The organism is Bacteroides helcogenes P 36-108 (assembly GCF_000186225.1).
Lineage (GTDB): Bacteria > Bacteroidota > Bacteroidia > Bacteroidales > Bacteroidaceae > Bacteroides > Bacteroides helcogenes.
Map to the genome: position 1 here is coordinate 101,297 of NC_014933.1, position 23,279 is coordinate 124,575.

Here is a 23,279-nt window from a genome sequence, read left to right on the forward strand (position 1 = left end):
CCTTCTCCGACATCCGAAAATAGAAGAAAGAAAAAAATAATATATAAAATGACTCACAAATGGAACTATCAACCCATTACATCCGAACAGACAGAAGCAAGCCAACAACTGGCTCAAGAATTGGGAATTAGCCCGGTACTTGGGAGATTGCTGGTGGAACGGGGAATACATACGGCAACAGATGCCCGGAAGTTTTTCCGCCCGCAACTACCGGATTTATACGACCCTTTCCTCATGAAAGATATGGATGTGGCCGTAGAACGCCTGAACAGGGCAATGGGAAAGAAAGAAAGAATTCTGGTATATGGAGATTACGATGTGGATGGAACCACTGCCGTAGCATTGGTTTACAAGTTTATTCAACAGTTCTACTCGAACATTGACTATTACATCCCCGACCGCTACAACGAGGGATATGGGGTATCAATCAAAGGCGTGGACTATGCAGCCGAAAGCGGTGTAGGGCTGATTATCGTATTGGACTGTGGCATCAAGGCAGTAGATGAAATTGCGTATGCCAAAGAGAAGGGCATTGACTTCATCATCTGCGACCACCATGTCCCGGATGAGGTATTACCACCCGCCTCAGCCATACTGAATGCCAAACGCGAAGACAACACCTATCCGTACGAACACCTATCCGGCTGCGGAGTAGGCTTTAAGTTCATGCAGGCATTCGCCATCAGTAACGGCATAGAGTTTCACCATCTGATTCCTCTGCTGGATCTTTGCGCCGTAAGCATCGCGTCGGACATCGTACCCATCATGGGCGAAAACCGCATTCTCGCCTATCACGGCCTGAAGCAACTGAACAGCAACCCCAGCGTAGGGATGAAGGCCATCATCGATGTATGCGGACTGGCCGAAAAGGATATCACCGTAAGTGACATCGTATTCAAAATAGGACCGCGTATCAATGCCTCCGGACGCATCCAAAACGGCAAAGAAGCCGTTGACCTACTGACCGAAAAGGATTTTTCCACCGCATTGGAAAAAGCCGGGCAAATCAACCAATACAATGAAACCCGGAAGGATCTGGACAAGAGCATGACGGAAGAAGCCAATCAGATTGTCGCTGACCTGGAAGGGCTTTCCGAGCGCCGTTCCATTGTGTTGTATAATGAAGACTGGCACAAAGGAGTGATAGGTATCGTAGCTTCACGCCTGACAGAAATCTATTACCGTCCGGCAGTTGTACTGACACGCACGGACGACATGGCAACCGGTTCCGCCCGTTCTGTCTCCGGATTCGATGTTTACAAAGCCATTGAATACTGTCGTGACCTGCTGGAGAACTTCGGAGGGCATACGTATGCCGCCGGTCTTTCCATGAAAGTGGAAAATGTACCCGCCTTTACGCAACGTTTTGAAGACTTTGTCGCCAAACATATCCTTCCGGAACAGACCAGTGCGGTGATCAATATCAATGCCGAAATCGATTTCAGAGACATTACCCCGAAATTCTGCAACGACCTGAAGAAGTTCAATCCTTTCGGTCCGGACAACGTGAAACCTGTATTTTGCACACACAATGTTTACGATTATGGAACCAGCAAGGTGGTGGGACGCGATCAGGAGCACATCAAACTGGAACTGGTTGACAACAAATCGAACAACGTGATGAACGGCATTGCATTCGGACAGAGTTCACATGTACGTTTCATTAAGACGAAGCGTTCATTCGACATCTGTTATACCATTGAAGAGAATACTCACAAACGAGGAGAAGTGCAGTTGCAGATTGAAGACATCAAGCCTAACTAAGCCTTCTGCCCCAAAAGAGTTTCACACTGCAATGAACGATAATCACAACTTAACATCTCCTCTCCCTACAGGGGAGGAGATGAGGGAGATTCTCAAACAATACTGGGGATATGATGCCTTCCGAGGCATTCAGGAAGATATTATCAACAGCATCAGAGAGGGCAAGGATACTTTGGGGCTAATGCCCACAGGAGGTGGAAAATCCATCACTTTCCAGGTTCCGGCACTTGCTAAGGACGGACTATGCCTTGTAATCACTCCTCTGATCGCACTGATGAAAGACCAGGTGCAGAACCTCAGGAAACGTGGCATAAAAGCACTTGCCATATATTCCGGTATGAGCAGACAGGAGATCATCGTCACCTTGGAGAACTGTATTTTCGGCAACTACAAGTTTCTCTACATTTCTCCCGAACGAATAGATACGGAAATCTTCCGCACCAAATTGCAGAAGATGAAGATCAGCATGATCACCGTCGATGAAAGCCATTGCATCTCACAATGGGGTTATGACTTCCGTCCGGCTTACCTCAAAATAGCCGGAATACGCGATTTATTGCCGGGTGTGCCTGTGCTTGCACTGACAGCCACCGCTACCCCGGAAGTAGTGAAGGACATACAACTCCGGCTTCATTTCCGTGAAGAAAACGTATTCCGCATGAGCTTTGAGCGCAAGAACCTTGCCTACATCATACGCAAAACGGAAAACAAGACCGGAGAACTGCTACATATTCTGCACCGCATGACCGGTAGTGCCATCATATATGTACGCAACCGCCGCCGTACCAAAGAAATCACCGAACTGCTGCATAACGAAGGCATCACAGCAGATTTCTACCATGCCGGACTTGATGACACGACCAAAGATATACGCCAGCAACGCTGGCAAACAGGCGAAAGCCGTGTCATTGTAGCAACCAACGCATTCGGAATGGGCATTGACAAACCAGATGTACGTATCGTTATACACATGGATCTACCGGATTCCATAGAAGCCTACTTCCAGGAGGCCGGACGTGCCGGGCGTGACGGAGAGAAAGCGTATGCCGTCATCCTTTATTCCAAATCAGACAGGACAACTCTCCATAAACGCATTCCAGATACCTTTCCCGATAAAAATTACATCAAAGAAGTGTACGAACATCTGCAATACTACTACCAGATGGCAATGGGGGACGGGCAAGGTTGCATACGCGAATTCAACATCGAAGATTTCTGCCGGAAATTTAAATATTTTCCCGTCCCGGTGGACAGTGCCTTGAAAATATTAACGCAAGCCGGGTATCTGGAATACACGGACGAGCAGGATAATGCTTCCCGGATTTATTTCACCATCCGCAGAGATGAGCTATACAAACTCCGTGAAACGGGCGAAGAAACGGAAATGCTTATCCAAACCATATTGCGCTCCTACACAGGTGTATTCACCGACTATACTTTCATCAACGAAGATTCACTTGCAGCACGCACAGGACTCACCCGAAGACAGATATACGAGCGATTGATGCATCTTGCCAAACTGAGAATCATCAGTTATATTCCACACAAAAAGACACCTTATATAATATACACACGTGAAAGGATCGAAATACGGCATCTGCAAATCCCTCCTCATGTATATGAAGAGCGTAAAGAGCGTTATGAAAAACGCATCGAAGCCATGTTGGATTATGTCGAAAATGACACCGCATGCCGCAGCCGCAAACTGTTGCGTTACTTCGGAGAAAACAATGAACATAACTGCGGACAATGCGACACTTGCATCAGTCTGAGGAGCAAAGAGGATGCCGATCGCTCTTCTACAAAGAAAATTACCGAAGAAATACTTCAAGCCTTGTCCGGACAGACTATGACACCTGCAACCTTGGCCGAACAAATAGCTGTTGATAAAGAAGCTCTTGTCAATGCACTCCATGAGTTACTGGATGAAGGTGAAATAATTACCAATAACGGAATGCTGCAAATCAAAAAATAATTCACTACTTTTGCTTCTCAGAATATTATGCCAATTACTAAATAAACATACACATTATGGGATTCTTCAAATCATTTTTCTCCGGTAAATCAGAAAAACCGGAAGATGAAAAACAAAAAAACGATCAAAAGAATTTTGAGATATTCAAATATGACGGCATGCGTGCACAGCGTATGGGGCGTGCAGACTATGCCGTGAAATGCTTTACAGAAGCTCTCACTATCCAAGAAGACTTTGAGACGATGGGATATCTGGCACAGGTCTATATCCAGACCGGATCTTTGGAAGAAGGACGCAAACTGCTGGAACGTATGGCTGAAATGGAGCCCGAACACACCTCCACCTACCTCACCCTTGCCAATGTATGCTTCATGCAGGAAGACTATCCCGCCATGGCAGAAGCAGCCCAAAAAGCAATCGGAATAGAAGAAGGTAACGCCATGGCACATTATCTGCTTGGCAAAGCCGACAACGGGCAGGAAGACAGCATCATGTGCATTGCCCATCTCACAAAAGCCATCGTACTGAAAGATGATTTTACCGAAGCCCGTTTGATGCGTGCCGAGGCATTGATGAAGATGCAACAATACAAGGAAGCTATGGAAGATATAGATGCCGTTCTGACACAAAATCAAGAAGACGAAAGCGCTCTCTTATTGCGTGGAAAAATCAAAGAAGCTACCCATGCCGAAGAAGAAGCCGAGAATGACTATCGCAACGTAACGGAACTGAACCCGTTCAACGAACAGGCATTTCTCTATTTAGGACAGCTATACATCACCCAAAAGAAACTGACCGAAGCCATTTCCATCTTTGACGAAGCCATCGAACTGAATCCGAACTTTGCGGAAGCCTATCATGAGCGAGGCCGTGCCAAGTTGCTGAATGGGGACAAAGAGGGTTCCATGGAAGACATGAAGAAAGGACTGGAACTCTCTCCCAAGGACATACAAAGCTTGAACGGGCAATATGGCAACCAACCGGGAGGAACGACCGGCAATATATTAGGACTGTAAGAAGAATGTAACCTGATACGGGCAAGTTCAAACAAAAAAACAGGGGACAACAAAAAAAAGACTGTTTTTTGTTTGTATCTAAAAGAAAAGCATTACTTTTGTCGCGTAATTCAAAAACAAAGAATACAAGTATGAAATCACTTATTTATGCATATTACTTCTTTTTTTACTTTTACTTTAGCCAGAAAGTAGAGCGGGAGTTTGTATGTGTCAAGTGACAGTGATGCTTAAGGACTGAATAGAGAACCAAGTAATATACTGAATCCCGCTCCATCTTATGGACGCGGGATTTTTTTATAGCATAACCCCTTTTAAGAAAACAAAGATCCAATAATGAAGAAAATTGCCATCCAAGGAACATTAGGCTCGTATCACGACATTGCCGCACACAAATACTTCGAAGGAGAGGAAATAGAACTGATCTGTTGCGCCAGCTTTGAAGACGTATTTGCGGCCATAAAGAAGGACAGCAAAACCATAGGCATGCTGGCAATAGAAAACACCATTGCAGGCAGTCTGCTGCACAACAATGAGTTGCTGCGCCAAAGCGGAACACAAATTATAGGCGAATACAAGCTGCGAATCTCGCACAGTTTCGTATGCCTCCCCGAAGAAGACTGGGATGACATCACGGAAGTAAACTCCCACCCCATCGCCTTGATGCAATGCCGGGAATTTCTGGGACAGCATCCGAAAATAAAAGTTGTGGAAGGAGAAGACACCGCCTTGAGTGCTGAAATCATAAAGACCGGAAACTTAAAAGGCCATGCAGCCATCTGCTCCAAAGCAGCAGCCGAACGCTATGGAATGAAAATCCTGCAAGAAGGAATCGAAACCAACAAGCATAACTTCACACGCTTCTTAGTGGTAGCCGATCCCTGGCAGGTGGATGAGTTGAACCGACATCGCAGTAAGGAGGTAAACAAGGCAAGTATGGTATTCACGCTGCCTCATACCGAAGGAAGCCTCTCGCAAGTGCTTTCCATCCTGTCCTTCTACAATATCAACCTGACCAAAATACAATCCCTACCCATCATCGGGCGCGAATGGGAATATCAGTTTTATGTGGACATCGTTTTCGACAACGTATTGAGATATAAACAGTCTATCGCGGCTATCGCTCCGCTGACCAAAGAACTTAAAATATTAGGAGAATATGAAGATGGAAAATCAAACATCTAAAATCAGGCCTGCCGACCGCCTGTCAAACGTCAGCGAATACTACTTCTCAAGGAAACTGAAGGAAGTGGCACAGATGAACGCTGAAGGAAAAGATGTCATCAGCCTGGGCATAGGAAGCCCCGACATGCCCCCCTCTGAAGACACCATACAAGCACTCTGCAAGGAAGCACGCAATCTGGACGGACACGGCTACATGCCGTACATCGGCATTCCCGAACTACGCGGCGGATTTGCCGACTGGTACAAGAAATGGTATAATGTGGATTTGAATCCGAATACAGAAATACAACCGCTTATAGGTTCAAAGGAAGGCATACTGCACGTCACGCTGGCATTCGTCAACCCCGGCGAACAGGTACTGGTTCCCGATCCCGGCTATCCCACTTACACTTCATTGAGCAAGATACTCGGCGCCGAAGTTGTGAACTACAACCTGAAAGAAGAAAGCGGATGGATGCCCGACTTCGATGAATTGGAAAAAATGGATATGAGCCGCGTAAAACTGATGTGGACCAATTATCCCAATATGCCTACCGGCGCAAATGCCACACCTCAACTTTACCAGAAGCTGGTTGACTTCGCACGCCGCAAGAATATCGTCATCGTCAATGACAACCCATACAGCTTCATACTGAACGACAAGCCTATCAGCATCCTCAGCGTACCGGGAGCAAAAGACTGCTGCATCGAATTCAACTCAATGAGCAAGAGTCACAATATGCCGGGCTGGCGTATCGGCATGCTTGCCTCAAACGCCGACTTCGTGCAATGGATACTGAAGGTGAAAAGCAACATTGACAGCGGCATGTTCCGCGCCATGCAACTGGCTGCTTCAAAAGCCCTTGAGGCCGGAGAAGAATGGTATGAAGGCAACAACCGGAACTATCGCAACCGACGCCGTCTGGCCGGAGAAATCATGCATGCCTTGGGATGCACGTATGACGAAAGCCAAGTGGGCATGTTCCTTTGGGGCAAGATACCAGCCGATTACGCCGACGTCGAAGAACTGACCGAACGTGTGCTGCATGAAGCAAGGGTGTTCGTCACTCCCGGATTTATCTTCGGAAGCAACGGAAGGAGATACATCCGCATTTCATTGTGCTGCAAAGACAGCAAACTGGCCGAAGCGCTGAGAAGAATAAAGGAAATAGTATGATATCTTTACACAGAAAAAGTCATAATCAAAACCGGATTCTTTTTTAGTAAAACGTAAAGGAAAAGATTACAACAAAAAGACTATATAATTAAACAAATAAACAGAATATGGAACTCGAATTAGAACCTATCACACTGTCCGGCGTTGAAGACAAGCGCCCGGTAGTTATTGCCGGCCCGTGCAGTGCCGAAACCGAAGAACAAGTAATGAGCACCGCCAAGCAGCTCGCAGACAAAGGCCTCAAGATATTCCGCGCCGGAATCTGGAAGCCACGCACCAAACCGGGAGGCTTCGAAGGCATCGGAGTGGAAGGCCTTTCCTGGCTGAAGGAAGTGAAGAAAGAGACAGGTATGTACGTATCTACCGAAGTAGCTACCGCAAAGCATGTGTATGAATGCCTGAAGGCAGGTATAGACATCCTTTGGATAGGTGCACGCACTACAGCCAATCCTTTTGCCGTACAAGAAATAGCCGATGCCCTGAAAGGTGTGGACATCCCCGTACTGGTGAAGAATCCGGTAAATCCCGACCTGGAATTGTGGATAGGGGCTTTGGAACGAATCAACAATGCCGGGCTAAAACGCTTGGGCGCCATACATCGCGGTTTCAGCAGCTACGACAAGAAATTGTATCGCAATCTGCCCCAATGGCACATTCCCATCGAACTGCGCCGCCGCATTCCGAACCTGCCCATCATTTGTGATCCGAGCCACATCGGAGGGAAAAGGGAACTTGTAGCCCCACTCTGCCAACAAGCCATGGACTTGGGCTTCAACGGACTGATAATAGAGAGCCACTGCAACCCGGACTGCGCATGGAGCGACGCCGCCCAGCAAGTCACTCCGGATGTCCTTGACTACATCCTCAACCTGCTCGTCATCCGCAAAGAAACGCAGACCACCGAAAATCTCAGTGAACTGCGCAAACAAATTGACGAATGCGACAATAATCTGATTCAGGAACTGGCAAAACGTATGCGGATTGCACGCGAAATCGGCACTTACAAGAAAGAGCACGATATGACCATCCTGCAAACCGGACGCTACAATGAAATTCTTGAAAAGCGCGGTTCACAAGGCTCACTCTGCGGCATGGACGCCGAATTCATAAAGAAAGTATTTGAGGCCATACATGAGGAGAGCGTGAGACAACAAATGGAAATTATAAACAAGTAATCATGCGAATACTAATACTCGGAGCCGGAAAAATGGGCTCTTTTTTCACAGACATCCTGAGTTTTCAACACGAAACGGCTGTGTATGATGCCAATCCACTTCAATTGCGTTTTGTTTACAACACCTACCGGTTCACTACACTCGAAGAAATCAAGGACTTTGAGCCGGAACTTGTAATCAACGCCGTTACGGTGAAATATACATTAGACGCTTTCCGCCAGGTATTGCCTGTGCTGCCTAAAGACTGCATCATCAGCGACATCGCTTCGGTAAAAACCGGACTGAAGAAATTTTATGAAGAAAGCGGTTTCCGTTATGTATCAACACATCCCATGTTCGGACCTACTTTTGCCAGCCTCAGCAACCTGAATACGGAAAATGCCATCATCATCAGTGAAGGTGACCACTTGGGAAAGATTTTCTTCAAAGACCTTTACCAGACCATGAAGCTTAACATTTTCGAATATACCTTCGATGAGCATGATGAAACGGTAGCTTATTCTTTGTCCATCCCGTTTGTTTCCACTTTCGTGTTTGCAGCAGTGATGAAACATCAGGAAGCACCCGGTACTACTTTCAAAAAGCACATGGCCATAGCCAAAGGACTGCTGAGCGAAGATGACTATCTGCTTCAGGAAATACTCTTCAATCCCCGCACTCCGTCGCAGGTGGAAAATATTCGTCTGGAGCTGAAGAATTTGCTGGAAATCATCAGTACGAAGGATGCGGAAGGTATGAAAAAGTATCTGACGAAAATCAGGGAGAAAATCAAATAACCATCCAAAGATGCAACATCTGTAACCTCGCATCTGCATCAGCCTTTGCAATTTTTTTTGCAAAGGCTGATTTTATATGTAACTTTGCGCCACTACAAAAGGAAACAGTAATGATAGATCAAGCCACAATAGACCGGATACTCGATGCCGCACAAATCACCGATGTCGTATCGGACTTTGTCACCTTGCGCAAGCGCGGTGTAAACTATGTAGGTTTGTGCCCTTTCCATGATGACAAAACCCCCTCTTTCTATGTGTCGCCAGCCAAAGGACTGTGCAAATGCTTTGCCTGCGGCAAAGGAGGAAATGCCGTGCACTTCATCATGGAGCATGAGCAGATGTCTTATCCCGAAGCATTGAAGTATCTTGCCAAGAAATATGGCATAGAAATCAAAGAACGGGAACTGTCCAACGAAGAGAAAATAATTCAGAGTGAACGGGAAAGTCTGTTCATAGTCAACCAGTTTGCCCGCGACTATTTCCAGAACATTCTTCACAACCATGTGGACGGGCGCAGCATCGGCATGGCTTATTTCCGTAATCGGGGGTTCAGAGATGACATCATTGAAAAGTTCCAGTTGGGATATTGTACGGAAAGCCACGACGCTCTGGCACAAGAAGCCCTGAAAAAAGGTTATAAGCAGGAATATCTCATAAAGACCGGCCTTTGCTACGAAACCGACGATCACCGCGTGCGCGACCGTTTTTGGGGGCGAGTCATCTTTCCGGTACATACGCTTTCAGGCAAAGTAGTGGCTTTTGGCGGACGCGTACTTGCCAGCGCCACCAAAGGGATTAAAGTAAAGTATGTCAACTCTCCTGAATCGGAAATCTATCACAAGAGCAATGAGCTATACGGCATCTACTTTGCCAAGCAAGCCATTGTGAAACAAGACCGCTGCTTCTTGGTGGAGGGTTATACTGACGTTATCTCCATGCACCAGTCTGGTGTAGAAAATGTGGTAGCCTCATCAGGAACCGCACTGACTTCCGGCCAGATCCGCATGATTCACCGCTTTACCAATAACATGACCATCCTTTATGACGGCGACGATGCCGGCATACATGCTTCCCTGCGGGGCATAGACATGTTATTGGAAGAAGGAATGAACATCAAGGTCTGTCTCCTGCCCGACGGAGACGATCCGGACTCCTTTGCCCGCAAGCATAACGCTACGGAATTCCAAACCTTCATCAAGGATAATGAAACGGATTTTATCCGCTTTAAAACCAACCTGTTATTGAAGGAAGCAGACAAAGATCCTATTAAACGAGCCGAGTTGATAGGCAATCTTGTACAAAGTATTTCTGTCATTCCCGAAGCCATTGTACGCGATGTATATATCAAGGAGTGCGCGCAACTGCTACACGTAGAAGACAAGCTGTTGGTAAGCGAGGTAGCCAAACGCCGGGAAAAGCAGACAGAACAACAAGTGGAGCGTGCTGAAAGGGAGCGTCGCTCCGCCAATGCCGCAAAAGAAAATACAGAATATCCCAACAACTATCCGCCCGAAACATTTCCACCCGAAGCACCCACTCCCCTTCCATCGGCAGCAGAAGAATATACCTCTTTCATACCACAAGAGGGCAAAGAAGGGCAAGAGTTTTACAAATATGAACGTCTGATTCTGCAAATGGTAGTTCGCTACGGAGAAAAGATCATGTGCAACATCACTAATGAAGCTGGTAAAGAAGTTCCCATTACCGTAACCGAATACATCGTGAATGATCTGAAAGAAGATGAACTCGCATTCCACAACCCGCTACACCGTCGGATATTGGCGGAAGCGGCCGAACATATACATAATGAAGGATTTATTTCCGAACGCTACTTTCTTGCCCATCCGGACGCTACCATCAGCAAGTTGAGTGTAGAACTCATCAGCAATCGTTATCAGCTCAGCAAATACCACTCCAAAAGCCAAAAGATTGTGACAGATGAAGAACGACTTTATGAACTGGTTCCCACATTGATGATAAACTTTAAATATGCCATTGTCAGCGAGGAATTAAAACATATCATGTCAGCCTTACAAGACCCGGCTGTCATCAACGATGAAACCAGATGTAACAACATCATGAAACGCTATAATGAGCTTCGCGAAATAAAGAGCATTATGGCAAAGCATTTGGGAGACAGAGTTGTAATAAGTTTTTAGATATTCCTGCTTGGGAACTTTATGAATTATGCCGAATCAGATTCATAAATTCTTCACGGGTTTTTGCCTGATTGAAAGCTCCGGTAAAATCGGATGTAGTAGTCACGGAATTTTGTTTCTCTACACCACGCATCTGCATGCACATATGCTTGGCCTCCACCACCACCATGACGCCCAATGGGTTCAAAGTTTCCTGAATGCAATCTTTGATTTGCAACGTCATGCGCTCTTGTACCTGAAGGCGATGGGAAAAAATATCCACTACACGGGCTATCTTGCTTAATCCCGTAATATAGCCGTTGGGAATATAGGCTACATGAGCTTTGCCGTAAAACGGAAGCATGTGATGCTCACAGAGTGAGAAGAAATCAATGTCTTTCACAATTACCATCTGACTGTACTCTTCCTGGAACTTAGCGGAACGAAGCACCTCATGCGGGTCCATAAAATAACCTTTTGTCAATGACAACATGGCCTTTGCCACTCGTTCCGGAGTTTTCAACAAGCCTTCACGGCTGGGATCTTCACCCAATAAAGTAAGAATACGATGATAATGCTCTTTCAGTTCATCCAATGAAGGAGATACTATTTCTTCTTTTCCTAACATGAGAGAATTTATGGTTTATGTTTATAATTCTGTAAAGAGACTATAAGGGGATATTTATCTGATCCTTTACTATGGAAACCTCCCTAAACACTCCGGTAGCACGCAACTGACGCATCATAGCATCCGCTTCTTCAATGCTACGGAAATCTCCGGCCCGGCATAGCCAACGAGGAGGATTGAATGAAGTATAGACGGTAAGCTCAGGAAAACGCTCCTTTATACGTGAAGCCACCGAATAGGCTTCATTCTTGGCCTGACGAGTATTATTACCGGCATAAACCTGTATGCGATATCCCGAACTTTTAATCACTTTCTCTTCATCAGTACCAACATGAGCCTCAGTGCCTATCAATGCCGCAATACGGGCATCCTGATGGATAGTTACCTTGCCTTGTCCCGGAACATTACGTTCCAGGTTCTTCACCATGCTATTCTGACCTACAGAAAGAGTTGCAAAAGCAAAACATGCAACCAAAAGTAAACCAAGTTTCTTCATAACTTACGAATAATATACCAAAAAATAAATGATAGACTGTAAACAATGGTTAACAGATGACAGACGACAGTCGATATGCACATCCTTGTGTAACCAACTATCAGCCATCATCTATTAACTATCCACTTTTTTAATTGAAAGCGTCAATGATCCCCTTGAAGTCAGCAACCTTCAAAGCAGCACCACCAATCAAGCCACCGTCAACATCCGGATTTGCAAACAATTCCTTAGCATTAGAAGCCTTACAGCTACCGCCATAAAGGATAGAACAATTGTCTGCTATTTCCTTACCATATTTCTCTGCTACTGTTGAACGGATAAAAGCATGGATTTCCTGAGCCTGGGCAGCAGTGGCAGTCTTGCCAGTACCAATAGCCCAAACCGGCTCATATGCCAGGATAATCTTGGAGAAATCTTCGGCAGACAAAGAGAATACAGATGCAAGCTGAGCTGCAACTACCTCATTCTGCTTATTTGCTTCACGTTCTTCCAAAACTTCGCCAATACAGAAAATCGGAGTCAGATTGTTTTCCAAAGCCAATTTTACTTTTTCTTCCAAGATAGCTACTGTTTCACCATAGTAAGCACGACGTTCCGAGTGACCTAAGATTACGTACTGAGCTCCTGTAGAAGCAACCATAGCGGCAGATACTTCACCGGTATAAGCACCAGATACTTTATCTGCGCAGTTCTCTGCACCTACACCGATCTTGGCAGCATCAACCAACGGAGTAACAGATGCCAGATGAATAAATGGCGTACAGATGATTACATCACAATTAGGCTTTCCATCAGCCAGTGCTTCATTCAGTTCTTTTGCAAGAGCAATACCCTCCTGAAGGGTTTTGTTCATTTTCCAGTTTCCTGCAACAATGTTTTTTCTCATTTTGTTTTATTATTAAAAGGGTTAATATATTTACGTTTCACGACTAAAATATCCACTCCGATAACCAACATCAAAGGGATAATAAACCAAAGCAAGACACACCCCATAGTATGCCAATCGCTCTCCTGCTTCTGCTTGCCTACTTCCAGCTTATCCAGACTGTCCGTCAGCACATATTCATCCGGTAGGCGATTATCGCTCCATTTATTCAAAATAGTTCCGTCTTTTATCAATAACAGACCGGGATTGGAACGAATAATTGTCTTCAAGGTAATATCATCCATTTGACAGAAAGGATATTCTGCCCCTGTTTTGTCACGCCACAATTCAATCTCATCTTCCGGAGAAGAAGTCAAAGCATAAAAAGCGTAACCATGCTCCAAGCTATAATCATAAATCTCGTTGATAAGGTCAATATTACTATCATCCGCATCCTCTATACGATGGGCAACCAATAAAAACGCATATCCCTTATCTGACAATACACTGTCTGTTATATCTTCTCCCGTTTCCAGATTCATCATAGAAAAATCATGGATAGGAGGTTCGTAACCTTTTTCCTTCAACACTGTATGCGTTTCGATAAATTTCCACGTACTGTCCGGATAATCCTCCAACGCAAACTCCTGACGCTTGCCGTCTTTTTCCAGGACAAACCGACTTTCAAATACTCCGGGATTTGCACCTTCAGGGATTTCCATACCGGCTTTAATATTTACCCCAATCTTGTAAGGACGAAAATCCAATATAGGCAGATTACCCAAACAATAAAATGAAAGTACAAAGATAAACAGGAACGTGTACATGGAAACCATCCACTCCATCTTAGCCGTAATGAAACGAACCGTCAAATCTTTCCACCTAAAGATTGATATAGCAGCTATCAGCAAGACAATATTTTTACCAAACGTCTGCCAATTAGTCAAAATCCACGCATCTCCAAAACATCCGCAATCAGATACCGGATCTGCCAGAGCCAGATAAAAAGTCAATGGAGTCATTGCTCCCATAATCAGTAAAGCCAGTGTCGATGCTGTATTCTTACGTATGCCTAAAAACATAAAGATGCCTACACTGAATTCCACTGCCGATAAGACAATGCCAAAGAGCAAAGGCAAATAAACGGGAAACCAAGATTCCATACCGAAAGCGGCCAGGTAATCCTGAATTTTGTAGAAAAATCCTAATGGGTCAACAGCTTTTACAAATCCAGAGAATATAAAGACTAATCCCAGTAAAAAGCGGCAGACATTTACCCAAACTTTCGCTATGATATGTTTTTTCTCAGTTTCCAAACTCTATCTTTATCAAACCAAATACGGAATAATTAATCATATCCATATAATTAGCATCAATACCCTCTGAAACCAAAGTCTTTCCCGACAGACTTTCAATCTGCTTAGTTCTGTAAATTTTCATCAAAACCAAATCGGTATATGAACTGATACGCATGCAACGCCAAGCCTCATCATAGTCGTGATTCTTTGCAAGCATCAACTCCAAAGAAGCACTGGCATATTTATCATAAAAGGCCATAGCCTCTTCGTTCGTAATATCAGCAGATTCGGCATAGCCCAATTCCAACTGTATCAATCCGATGATTCCATAGTTAACAATAGCAATAAATTCGGAACGAATGCCTTCATCCACCAAAGTTATTCCTTTTGTTTCAATGCTCCTGATCCGATTGGCTTTTATGAATATCTGATCTGTCACGGAAGCCGGGCGAAGAATACGCCACGCCGGACCGTAATCATGAAGTTTCTTGGAGAACAAGTCACGGCAAATGGCAATGACATGTTCAAATTGTTGCTTGGTATCTTTCATATCCTTACAAATAAGTTGCAAAGTTAGGAATAATTAAAGAAAAAAGAAAAAGAGGGCACTCTAAATTATATTAAAGTACCCTCCCCTATTGAGATTGTTTACGTTTCTATGAACAGCGCAATACTTGTCCCGGCCGCAAAGTAGTTCTACTTGTAATTCGGTTTAGTTTGCACAGTTTGGCTATTGTTGTTCCCTGACGACGGGCTATTCTTTCCAATGTATCACCTTTCTTCACTTTATAGAACAGACCTTCACCGACAGCCATCTGTCTTGCTGTATTGCCCGTAGTCCCTTTTGTCTTATGGAAAGTGTAAGAGTCGGCAACAATATCCTGCTTTTCAAAATCAAACATGAGTGCAGGATCAATAGGAATTCCCAAAAAACGAGTTTCAAAATGAAGATGCGACCCGGTAGAACGTCCGGTATTACCACCCAATGCGATAGGTTCTCCGGCCTTCACAGTCTGATTAATATCAACCAATTGCTTGGACAAGTGCCCATATACTGTTTCCAATCCATTATCATGACGAATGACGACATACTTTCCATATCCGCGACGCCCTTGATTCTTTACAATACGCACTCTCCCGTCAAAAGCAGCCCGTATCGTATCGCCCACATAAACTTTGATATCCAATCCATAATGCATTCTCCGCCTCCTGGGACGATAGCCAAACACATCTGTAATACGATCATTGGTAGTCGGCATACAAAAACCTGTCAAATCAAAGGTATGATTTTCCGGCACAATGGCATCTCCATACGCTTGTACAAATTCATTATTCCAATTCGGATACAAATCCAAGCCAGGATATAAAACTTGTTCCGCACGTATTTGCTTCTGCAAAGCCAATGAATCCACACTCTTAAGTTTTCTGTCGATAGGAGCTTGGCGGGCAATCAGATCTTGCGAGAAAGAATTCAAGCTGACCATTGCCGTCGAAGCTAATAAAGCTGTTTTAATCCAATTAAAATTCATTCCGTTTCGTCATTCATTTTGGTATTCGTTGCAAGCATTTCCGGCAATCAGCATCACCTTTTCTACGCGAATATCCAGATTGATTTTTAAAAAATTCTCCCAAAGGTAACATTTCTATCTGAAACACAGCACATATCATTAACTTTTTTTCAAGAAGTGAGATAAAAAGGGTAGGAGTTTTTCATCTTTAATCCCCTATAAATAGGGAAGATACGAACGGATATGTTTTACAACATAAAACGCAAGGAAAGTGTATATTTAAACGAATTTCAACTTATAGCAGCCCAATTAACGTTCGTTTTTCTCAGAGTTTTCAATTGCCTCCACAGTATCTCATTTTCGGGAAGAGCACCGGTGGGATCTGCATCTATAACCTTTTGAGCAATTTCACGGACATATTGCAGCAGTTGTCCGTCGCGAGCTATGTCAGCAATCTTCAGATCAAAAGCAATGCCACTTTGCTGCGTTCCCTCCAAATCTCCGGGACCGCGCAATTTCAGATCGGCCTCTGCTATTTCGAAGCCATCATTTGTCCGTACCATAATTTCCAAACGTTTCCGCGTATCTTCCGCCAATTTGTACCCTGTCACCAAGATACAATAAGACTGATCTGCACCACGCCCTACTCTGCCGCGAAGCTGGTGTAGTTGCGACAAACCAAAACGTTCTGCATTTTCTATAATCATTACTGAAGCATTAGGAACATTCACTCCTACTTCAATGACGGTAGTAGCCACCATTATTTGCGCCTCACCTGAAACAAACAACTGCATTTGCGCATCTTTCTCGGCAGGTTTCATTTTACCATGAACTTTACACACCTTACAATCGGGAAATTCTTCACAAATATGCAGATAGCCTTCTTCCAGATTTTTCAGGTCAATCTTTTCACTCTCTTTTATCAAAGGATAAACTATATAAACCTGGCGTCCTTCTGCAATCTGCTTGCGTACCGATCGGTACAAGCTCTCTTTACGATTATCAAACTGATGGATGGTAGCAATAGGCTTACGTCCCGGAGGAAGCTCATCAATGACAGACACGTCAAGATCACCATACAAAGTCATGGCCAAAGTACGTGGTATAGGAGTAGCAGTCATTACAAGCACATGCGGAGGCTGTATGCTTTTCGTCCACAAACGGGCACGCTGTGCCACTCCGAAACGATGCTGTTCATCAATTACAACCAATCCCAATGAGGCAAAATTCACCTTATCTTCTATCACGGCATGAGTACCTATCAGAATATGCACATCTCCTGTAAGCAGATCGGCAAGAATCGTCTCACGGCGTTTACCTTTAACGGAACCGGTCAAAAGTTCCACACGTACATCCATATCATACAGCAATTCACAAATAGTCTCATAATGCTGATTTGCCAATATTTCAGTAGGAGCCATCATACATGCCTGGAAACCGTTGTCAAGAGCTATCAACATACTCATCAGAGCCACCAAAGTCTTTCCGCTACCGACATCGCCTTGCAATAAACGATTCATCTGTTTTCCGGAGCCCACATCGCGCCGGATTTCTTTCAATACACGTTTCTGTGCATTCGTCAACTCAAAAGGAAGATTGCGAGAGTAGAAAGAATTGAATATCTCACCTACTTTTTCAAAAATATAACCACGATATTTACGTTGACGATCTTTTGCATAACGTAAGATATTCAATTGTACATAAAAAAGTTCTTCAAACTTCAACCGATACTGTGCCTTACGCAACAATTCCGAATTAACGGGAAAATGAATGTTTGTCAGAGCATCGGTCAAAGACATCAAATGATGCTCATTCAGAATGGCGGGAGAAAGAGTTTCGGGTATAGGTTCACGCAATTGTTGGATTACCGTGCTCATCATTTTCTCAATGGCATGCGAGTTCAGCGAACTCCGCTTCATTTTAGCCGTTGTATTGTAGTAGGGCTGCATCCCCATAGTAGATAATTTTAATTCCGAAACCGGATCTATATCAGGATGAGCTATGTTTATTCGTCCGTTGAAAGCTGTTGGTTTGCCAAAAACAACATAATCCTGATGCACTTTATATTGTCCCAACAGGTATTTAATGCCTTGAAACCAAACTAAATCCACCATTCCTGTACCATCCGAGAAATGAGCTATCAGTCTGCGTTGGCGTCCTTCACCAACAGTTTCAAAATGCAAAATCTCGCCTTTCAATTGAATATAAGGCATAGTGCCGTCAATTTCCTGAATATGGTAGATACGGCTACGGTCCACATACTTATAAGGGAAATAATACAGCAAGTCGTGAAGGGAATAAATGCCCAATTCCTTATTAAGCACCGAAGCGCGTTGCGGTCCGACACCCGACAAATATTTTATGTCACGAGTAACTAAATCGAACATGAATCTATGAGGACAGCAGCTATTTTTAAATCAAAAGAAGTGGTTATTTTTATATTCTCCCTATTTCCATTTGTGAGGAAAACAGGTACGCCAAAAGCTTCTACAACGGAAGCATCATCTGTAAAGCAAGATGCATAAGGTTGCCTATAAGCTTCTTTCAAAAGATCTGCATCAAAAACCTGTGGTGTCTGAACCAGTTTATAATCATCACGGCTGACAGTAATACTCCGTCCTCTCTCCAAATGACGTACAGTTTCCACAACATCTGTCACGGGGATAACCGCCTTCTTTTCCACAACCAAATCATAGCAACGAGAAATCACCTCTTGTGACACAAATGGACGAACACCATCGTGCACCCCCACAAAACCGGAAGTCTTCACCAAAGCCAAACCATTCTTCACTGAGTGGAAACGGGTTTCACCACCGTCTGCAATGATATGGGATAACGAAAAATGATACTCCCTACACAGTTGTTTCCAATAATTTTGTTGACTGCGTGGAAGTACCAATATTATTTGCATATCCGGATCATAAGCATGGAAAGCTTCCAATGTATGCATCAACACAGGCTTTCCTCCAACGGGAAGAAACTGTTTGGGAATATCCGCCCCCATACGTAAGCCCTTACCTCCTGCAACAATCAGAGCATACTTCATCAGCAAACGCACATCGCTTCTTTCAATTCCTTTACTTTTTCCTTACCCAGCAAAAGTCCGACAACAGCCAAAGCAAATTCCATAGCAGCACCCGGACCTCTGCCAGTAATAATATTGCCGTCTTTCTCAACCAGAGCACCTGTACATTCAGCACCTTCTAAGTATTGTTCAAAACCAGGGTAACAAGTAGCCTTCTTTCCCTTCAGCAAGCCAAGCTTACCCAGCACCATGGGAGCAGCACAAATAGCAGCAATCGGTTTGTTTTCTCCAGCAAAGCGCAATATTAATTTACGTAAATCATCACACTTTTCCAATGTAGCAGCACCTGGCATACCACCCGGAAGCAAAATCATATCTGCATCAAAAAAATCACAGTTCACTATATTCTTATCGCACAAGACTGGTATGTCATGAGCGCCTGTCACAATTTCGTCAGGAGTTACTGTCACCATTTCAACATTCAAGCCCGCACGTCTCATTACGTCAACAGAAGTGAAAGCTTCAATTTCTTCAAATCCGTCAGCAAAAAAAACATAAACTGTACCCATAATTTTCTCTCCTCTTATTTTAAATTAAAATAATACGTTATTGTTCCTGTCTGATTATTCAAACCGCTTACTGCATTGAAATGCGCTTTTTTGGCCGCATCCTCCGCTGCTTTGCGCAAAGCCGGATTTACGGTATTTGTCATTTGACGATTGATATCAGTTGCAATCACTTGTCCTGCGGGATTTACGGTTATTGTAACCACCACTCTGCCTTCGTCCTGCACATTATACACCGGTCGTGGAAGCCCCCCTTCTCCTATGGAGCGACCACCAAGATTGAAGGTTCCATAACCTCCGATACCCGATGTTGCTCCCGTCGCAGCATTTCCCGTAGGAGCGCCTTGAATTCCTTTGCCTTCCGAATTTCCTTTGCTTCCCATCTGCGCCCCCTTACCAAAAGCACCGGAAACCCGCCTACGTGCCGCCTCTTCGGCTTCTCTGCGCTCTTTCTCAGCTTTCGCTTCAGCTTGTTTACGAGCTTCCGCTGCTTTTTCGGCAGTTGTTTTTTCAGGATTCTTTACTTCTTTTTTCTTAGGGTCAGACTTAGGTTTCAAGACAACTGTTTCTTCATCTTCTTGAGTTATAATATTTTGCTCTCCGGCTTCCTCCATCTGTGGAACCTTCTCTTCAGGAGCGACATCCACTTCTACCAAAGAGGGATCTGCCATGCCCAATGCATCAGGTACTTCTCCCAACATCACAGGCATACCATCTTCTTCCGGAGGACGAGGCACTGCAAATCCCACCAGCATCAGAATGGTAATAAAGGCGACATGTATCAACAGAGCGCCTATAATTCCGGCATATTTTCCTTTTTTTTTATGGTTCATTTCTTTCCTTCCGGTGGGCGTGTAGCCAGCACCATCTTGAATTTATTTTCATTTGCAATATTTAGCACCTTAACAATCTCCCGATAAGGAACTGTCTCATCAGCATATAAAGCAACATACATATCAGGTTCCTTCTCCGCACATTCCCGCAAAAATGGAGTCAGTTCTTCCAACGATAACATTTTTTCCTTATCATTGCCAAAAGCAGCATAATAATTCAAATCCTTATCAATGACAACTCTCGTCAAAGGTTTAGCAGAAGTCTGCTGTTTTCCTTGTGGCAACAACACTTTAATAGCATTAGGCGATACCATTGTCGATGTTATCATAAAGAAAATCAACAGCAGGAAAATCAAATCCGTCATGGATGCCATGCTGAAATTAGGTGATATTTTAATTCTACGTTTTAACACGTCTTCTTCCCCATTTTTTAATTCTTATTTCTAATTGCTCAACGTGCAGGCTCATTCAGCAAGTCCATAAATGCCATTGTCTTGGCCTCCATTTTATTAACAACTCCGTCTATCAGAGTCACCAGATAATTATAGGCAAACATGGCTGCGATACCGACTACCAAACCTCCTACCGTAGTTATCATCGCTTCATAGATGCCACCGGAAAGCATTGTTATGTCAATGTTATTACCTGCATTTGCCATCTGCCAAAAAGCCCTTACCATACCCGTTACAGTACCAAGAAAGCCAAGCATAGGAGCACCGCCTGAAATAGTAGCCATGATTGTCATTCCTTTTTCCAGCTTGGCCACTTCTATATTGCCCACATTTTCGATAGCAGCCTGCACATCATTCACCGGACGTCCAAGCCGACTGATGCCTTTTTCAATCATACGTGCAGAAGGAGTATCCACACTGCGGCAATAAGCTATGGCAGCTTTCAATTCGCCACCCAAAATGTAATCCTTGATTTTATCCATAAACAGAGGATCTTCCTTCCCGGCTCTCCGGATCACATAATTACGTTCAAACAAGATATAGAAGCAAAGTATGGACATCAGACCTAATACAATCATGATCCAGCCACCTTTGACAGCCATGCTCCATAAGTTCATCTCATCAGAAGCAGAAACAGGAGTCAATACCGGATTAGCACCTACAATAGAATCAGTAAGTGCCGGAGCCATTTGGGCTAATAACAACATTGCATTCATCAGCGAAGACAGTTTTTATATTCCTGTATGGTACGTTCCAATCCCAAATACAGAGCATCGCAAATCAGTGCATGTCCGATAGAGACTTCATCCAACCATGGAATGTTTTGATAAAAATAATTCAGATTCACTAAACTCAGGTCATGTCCGGCATTCAGCCCCAGTCCCAAGCTACGAGTCACTTTTGCCGCTTCCACAAAAGGGGCAACTGCCGCTTCACGGTCTTTTGGATAAACTGTGGCGTATGGTTCCGTATATAATTCGACACGATCAGCACCTGCTTTTGCAGCATGTTCTATCATATCGGCATCAGTGGAAACAAAAACCGATGTACGGATACCGGCATCATTGAATTCATCCAGCACCTCACTCAAAAAATCAAAATGAGTCTTTGTATCCCAACCGGCATTTGAAGTAAGCTGTGTAGGACTATCAGGCACTAAAGTCACCTGATGCGGTTTTACCTTCAAAACAAGGTCTATGAATTCCGGAGCAGGATATCCTTCTATATTAAACTCAGTGCGCAGTAACGGACGCAAATCGTAAACATCATTCTGACGAATATGTCTTTCATCCGGACGAGGATGTACGGTAATACCGTCAGCACCATAGTTTTCACAATCCAAAGCCACTTTTACAACATCAGGCATATCACCTCCACGGGCATTACGCAGCGTTGCAACCTTATTTATATTTACGCTTAATCTCGTCATAATTCGATTCATAGTTTGGGGCAAAAGTACAAATAATAGCGATATGTTGGCAGCAATCCGAGAAAAAAATAGCATCTTTGCACAGCATAACAACAGAATTGACTATGAAATTTGCCATATTTGGAAATACTTATCAGGCTAAAAAATCTTCTCATGCAGAAAACCTCTTCCGACTACTTGAGTTGCATAATGCGCAACTCTGCATCTGCAGGGAGTTTCATCACTTTCTTACCAACGATTTACACCTCAATATTCCTGCTGCCGAATTATTTGACGGAGATAACTTTTGCGCCGACATGGTCATCAGCATCGGAGGTGACGGTACTTTTCTGAAGGCAGCCAGTCGTGTAGGGAAAAAGAACATTCCCATTTTAGGTATTAACACCGGCCGTTTAGGTTTTTTGGCAGACATTTCACCGGAAGAGATGGAAGAAACATTCGACGAAATTTATAACAATCATTATAAAGTAGAGGAACGGAGCGTGCTGCAACTGAGATGCGATGACGAGAAACTGATGAAGTCCCCTTATGCACTCAATGAAATAGCAGTGCTGAAACGGGACAGTTCTTCGATGATCAGCATTCATACCGCCATCAACGGTGCGCCACTCACCACTTATCAAGCCGACGGCCTGGTGATTGCCACACCTACCGGCTCCACCGCTTATTCGCTCAGCGTGGGTGGTCCGGTTATCGTTCCGCACAGCAAGACGATTGCCATTACCCCCGTTGCCCCGCACAGTCTCAATGTGCGCCCTATTGTCATCTGCGATGACTGGGAAATCACTCTTGACGTAGAAAGCCGCAGCCACAGTTTTCTGGTCGCCATTGACGGAAGGAGCGAATCGTGCAGAGAAACCACCCGCCTGCATATATCTCGTGCAGACTACAGTATAAAAGTAATCAAAAGATTTGATCATGTCTTTTTTGATACACTCCGCAACAAGATGATGTGGGGAGTAGATGTCAGATAAGAACAATGCCAGCACAATCTCTC

General features: G+C 44.3%; 22 protein-coding genes. 9 read left to right on the top strand and 13 right to left on the bottom strand.

Going from position 1 to position 23,279, the window contains the following annotated elements; genetic code table 11:
* The first annotated feature begins 48 nt into the window (after window positions 1–48).
* The 8 genes from recJ (at window position 49) to dnaG (ending at window position 11,203) form a co-directional block, all read left to right on the top strand.
* Window positions 49–1,764, top strand: a complete 1,716-nt coding sequence (gene recJ / locus BACHE_RS00355) for a single-stranded-DNA-specific exonuclease RecJ (RefSeq protein ID WP_013545738.1) — start codon at window positions 49–51, stop codon at window positions 1,762–1,764.
* A 79-nt stretch (window positions 1,765–1,843) separates the two neighbouring features.
* The gene (locus tag BACHE_RS00360; protein ID WP_041579076.1) at window positions 1,844–3,739 is read left to right on the top strand and encodes a RecQ family ATP-dependent DNA helicase; all 1,896 of its coding nucleotides are present in this window, start codon (window positions 1,844–1,846) and stop codon (window positions 3,737–3,739) included.
* 56 nt (window positions 3,740–3,795) lie between these two features.
* Window positions 3,796–4,755, top strand: coding sequence for a tetratricopeptide repeat protein (locus BACHE_RS00365; protein ID WP_013545740.1), 960 nt, complete (start codon window positions 3,796–3,798; stop codon window positions 4,753–4,755).
* A 333-nt stretch (window positions 4,756–5,088) separates the two neighbouring features.
* Window positions 5,089–5,937, top strand: a complete 849-nt coding sequence (locus tag BACHE_RS00370) for a prephenate dehydratase (RefSeq protein ID WP_013545741.1) — start codon at window positions 5,089–5,091, stop codon at window positions 5,935–5,937.
* Window positions 5,912–7,093: a pyridoxal phosphate-dependent aminotransferase gene (locus BACHE_RS00375; protein ID WP_013545742.1), complete on the top strand. Its 1,182-nt coding sequence runs from the start codon at window positions 5,912–5,914 to the stop codon at window positions 7,091–7,093. Before BACHE_RS00370 ends, BACHE_RS00375 begins: the two co-directional genes overlap by 26 nt.
* 107 nt (window positions 7,094–7,200) lie before the next feature.
* Window positions 7,201–8,268, top strand: coding sequence for a bifunctional 3-deoxy-7-phosphoheptulonate synthase/chorismate mutase type II (locus BACHE_RS00380; RefSeq protein ID WP_013545743.1), 1,068 nt, complete (start codon window positions 7,201–7,203; stop codon window positions 8,266–8,268).
* 2 nt (window positions 8,269–8,270) lie between these two features.
* Window positions 8,271–9,044, top strand: coding sequence for a prephenate dehydrogenase (locus BACHE_RS00385; protein WP_013545744.1), 774 nt, complete (start codon window positions 8,271–8,273; stop codon window positions 9,042–9,044).
* Between the two features lie 110 nt (window positions 9,045–9,154).
* Window positions 9,155–11,203: a DNA primase gene (dnaG, locus tag BACHE_RS00390; RefSeq protein WP_013545745.1), complete on the top strand. Its 2,049-nt coding sequence runs from the start codon at window positions 9,155–9,157 to the stop codon at window positions 11,201–11,203.
* 19 nt (window positions 11,204–11,222) lie between these two features.
* On the opposite strand, the gene folE is transcribed toward dnaG, so the two are convergent.
* The 13 genes from folE to BACHE_RS00455 form a co-directional block, all read right to left on the bottom strand.
* On the bottom strand, window positions 11,223–11,810 hold the full coding sequence (folE, locus tag BACHE_RS00395) for a GTP cyclohydrolase I FolE (RefSeq protein ID WP_013545746.1): 588 nt from the start codon (window positions 11,808–11,810) through the stop codon (window positions 11,223–11,225).
* 40 nt (window positions 11,811–11,850) lie between these two features.
* Window positions 11,851–12,306: an SPOR domain-containing protein gene (locus tag BACHE_RS00400; protein WP_013545747.1), complete on the bottom strand. Its 456-nt coding sequence runs from the start codon at window positions 12,304–12,306 to the stop codon at window positions 11,851–11,853.
* 130 nt (window positions 12,307–12,436) lie between these two features.
* Entirely contained in the window at window positions 12,437–13,192 is a 756-nt protein-coding gene (tpiA, locus tag BACHE_RS00405; protein ID WP_013545748.1) for a triose-phosphate isomerase, read from the bottom strand.
* Window positions 13,189–14,487: a BT_3928 family protein gene (locus tag BACHE_RS00410; protein ID WP_013545749.1), complete on the bottom strand. Its 1,299-nt coding sequence runs from the start codon at window positions 14,485–14,487 to the stop codon at window positions 13,189–13,191. The genes tpiA and BACHE_RS00410 overlap by 4 nt, the downstream gene beginning before the upstream one ends.
* Complete coding sequence (locus BACHE_RS00415) at window positions 14,477–15,019, bottom strand: DUF1599 domain-containing protein (protein ID WP_013545750.1); 543 nt, start codon at window positions 15,017–15,019, stop codon at window positions 14,477–14,479. Before BACHE_RS00415 ends, BACHE_RS00410 begins: the two co-directional genes overlap by 11 nt.
* Window positions 15,020–15,125: 106 nt before the next feature.
* A complete protein-coding gene (locus tag BACHE_RS00420) occupies window positions 15,126–15,998 on the bottom strand; it encodes a M23 family metallopeptidase (RefSeq protein WP_013545751.1) in 873 nt (290 codons plus the stop codon).
* A gap of 269 nt (window positions 15,999–16,267) precedes the next feature.
* Window positions 16,268–18,364 (bottom strand): ATP-dependent DNA helicase RecG, encoded by a 2,097-nt coding sequence (gene recG / locus BACHE_RS00425; RefSeq protein WP_013545752.1) that lies wholly within the window; start codon window positions 18,362–18,364, stop codon window positions 16,268–16,270.
* Window positions 18,352–19,023: a 2-C-methyl-D-erythritol 4-phosphate cytidylyltransferase gene (locus tag BACHE_RS00430; protein WP_013545753.1), complete on the bottom strand. Its 672-nt coding sequence runs from the start codon at window positions 19,021–19,023 to the stop codon at window positions 18,352–18,354. The genes recG and BACHE_RS00430 overlap by 13 nt, the downstream gene beginning before the upstream one ends.
* Complete coding sequence (locus tag BACHE_RS00435) at window positions 19,023–19,571, bottom strand: DJ-1 family glyoxalase III (RefSeq protein WP_013545754.1); 549 nt, start codon at window positions 19,569–19,571, stop codon at window positions 19,023–19,025. Before BACHE_RS00435 ends, BACHE_RS00430 begins: the two co-directional genes overlap by 1 nt.
* Before the next feature lie 14 nt (window positions 19,572–19,585).
* Window positions 19,586–20,401: a TonB family protein gene (locus BACHE_RS00440; protein ID WP_013545755.1), complete on the bottom strand. Its 816-nt coding sequence runs from the start codon at window positions 20,399–20,401 to the stop codon at window positions 19,586–19,588.
* Window positions 20,398–20,814, bottom strand: a complete 417-nt coding sequence (locus BACHE_RS00445) for an ExbD/TolR family protein (RefSeq protein ID WP_013545756.1) — start codon at window positions 20,812–20,814, stop codon at window positions 20,398–20,400. The genes BACHE_RS00440 and BACHE_RS00445 overlap by 4 nt, the downstream gene beginning before the upstream one ends.
* 38 nt (window positions 20,815–20,852) lie before the next feature.
* Window positions 20,853–21,569, bottom strand: a complete 717-nt coding sequence (locus tag BACHE_RS00450) for a MotA/TolQ/ExbB proton channel family protein (protein ID WP_013545757.1) — start codon at window positions 21,567–21,569, stop codon at window positions 20,853–20,855.
* Window positions 21,569–22,282, bottom strand: coding sequence for a pyridoxine 5'-phosphate synthase (locus tag BACHE_RS00455; RefSeq protein WP_013545758.1), 714 nt, complete (start codon window positions 22,280–22,282; stop codon window positions 21,569–21,571). Before BACHE_RS00455 ends, BACHE_RS00450 begins: the two co-directional genes overlap by 1 nt.
* A 104-nt stretch (window positions 22,283–22,386) precedes the next feature.
* Between BACHE_RS00455 and BACHE_RS00460 the strand changes: the two genes are divergently transcribed.
* Window positions 22,387–23,256, top strand: a complete 870-nt coding sequence (locus tag BACHE_RS00460) for an NAD kinase (protein ID WP_013545759.1) — start codon at window positions 22,387–22,389, stop codon at window positions 23,254–23,256.
* The last annotated feature ends 23 nt before the right edge of the window (window positions 23,257–23,279 follow it).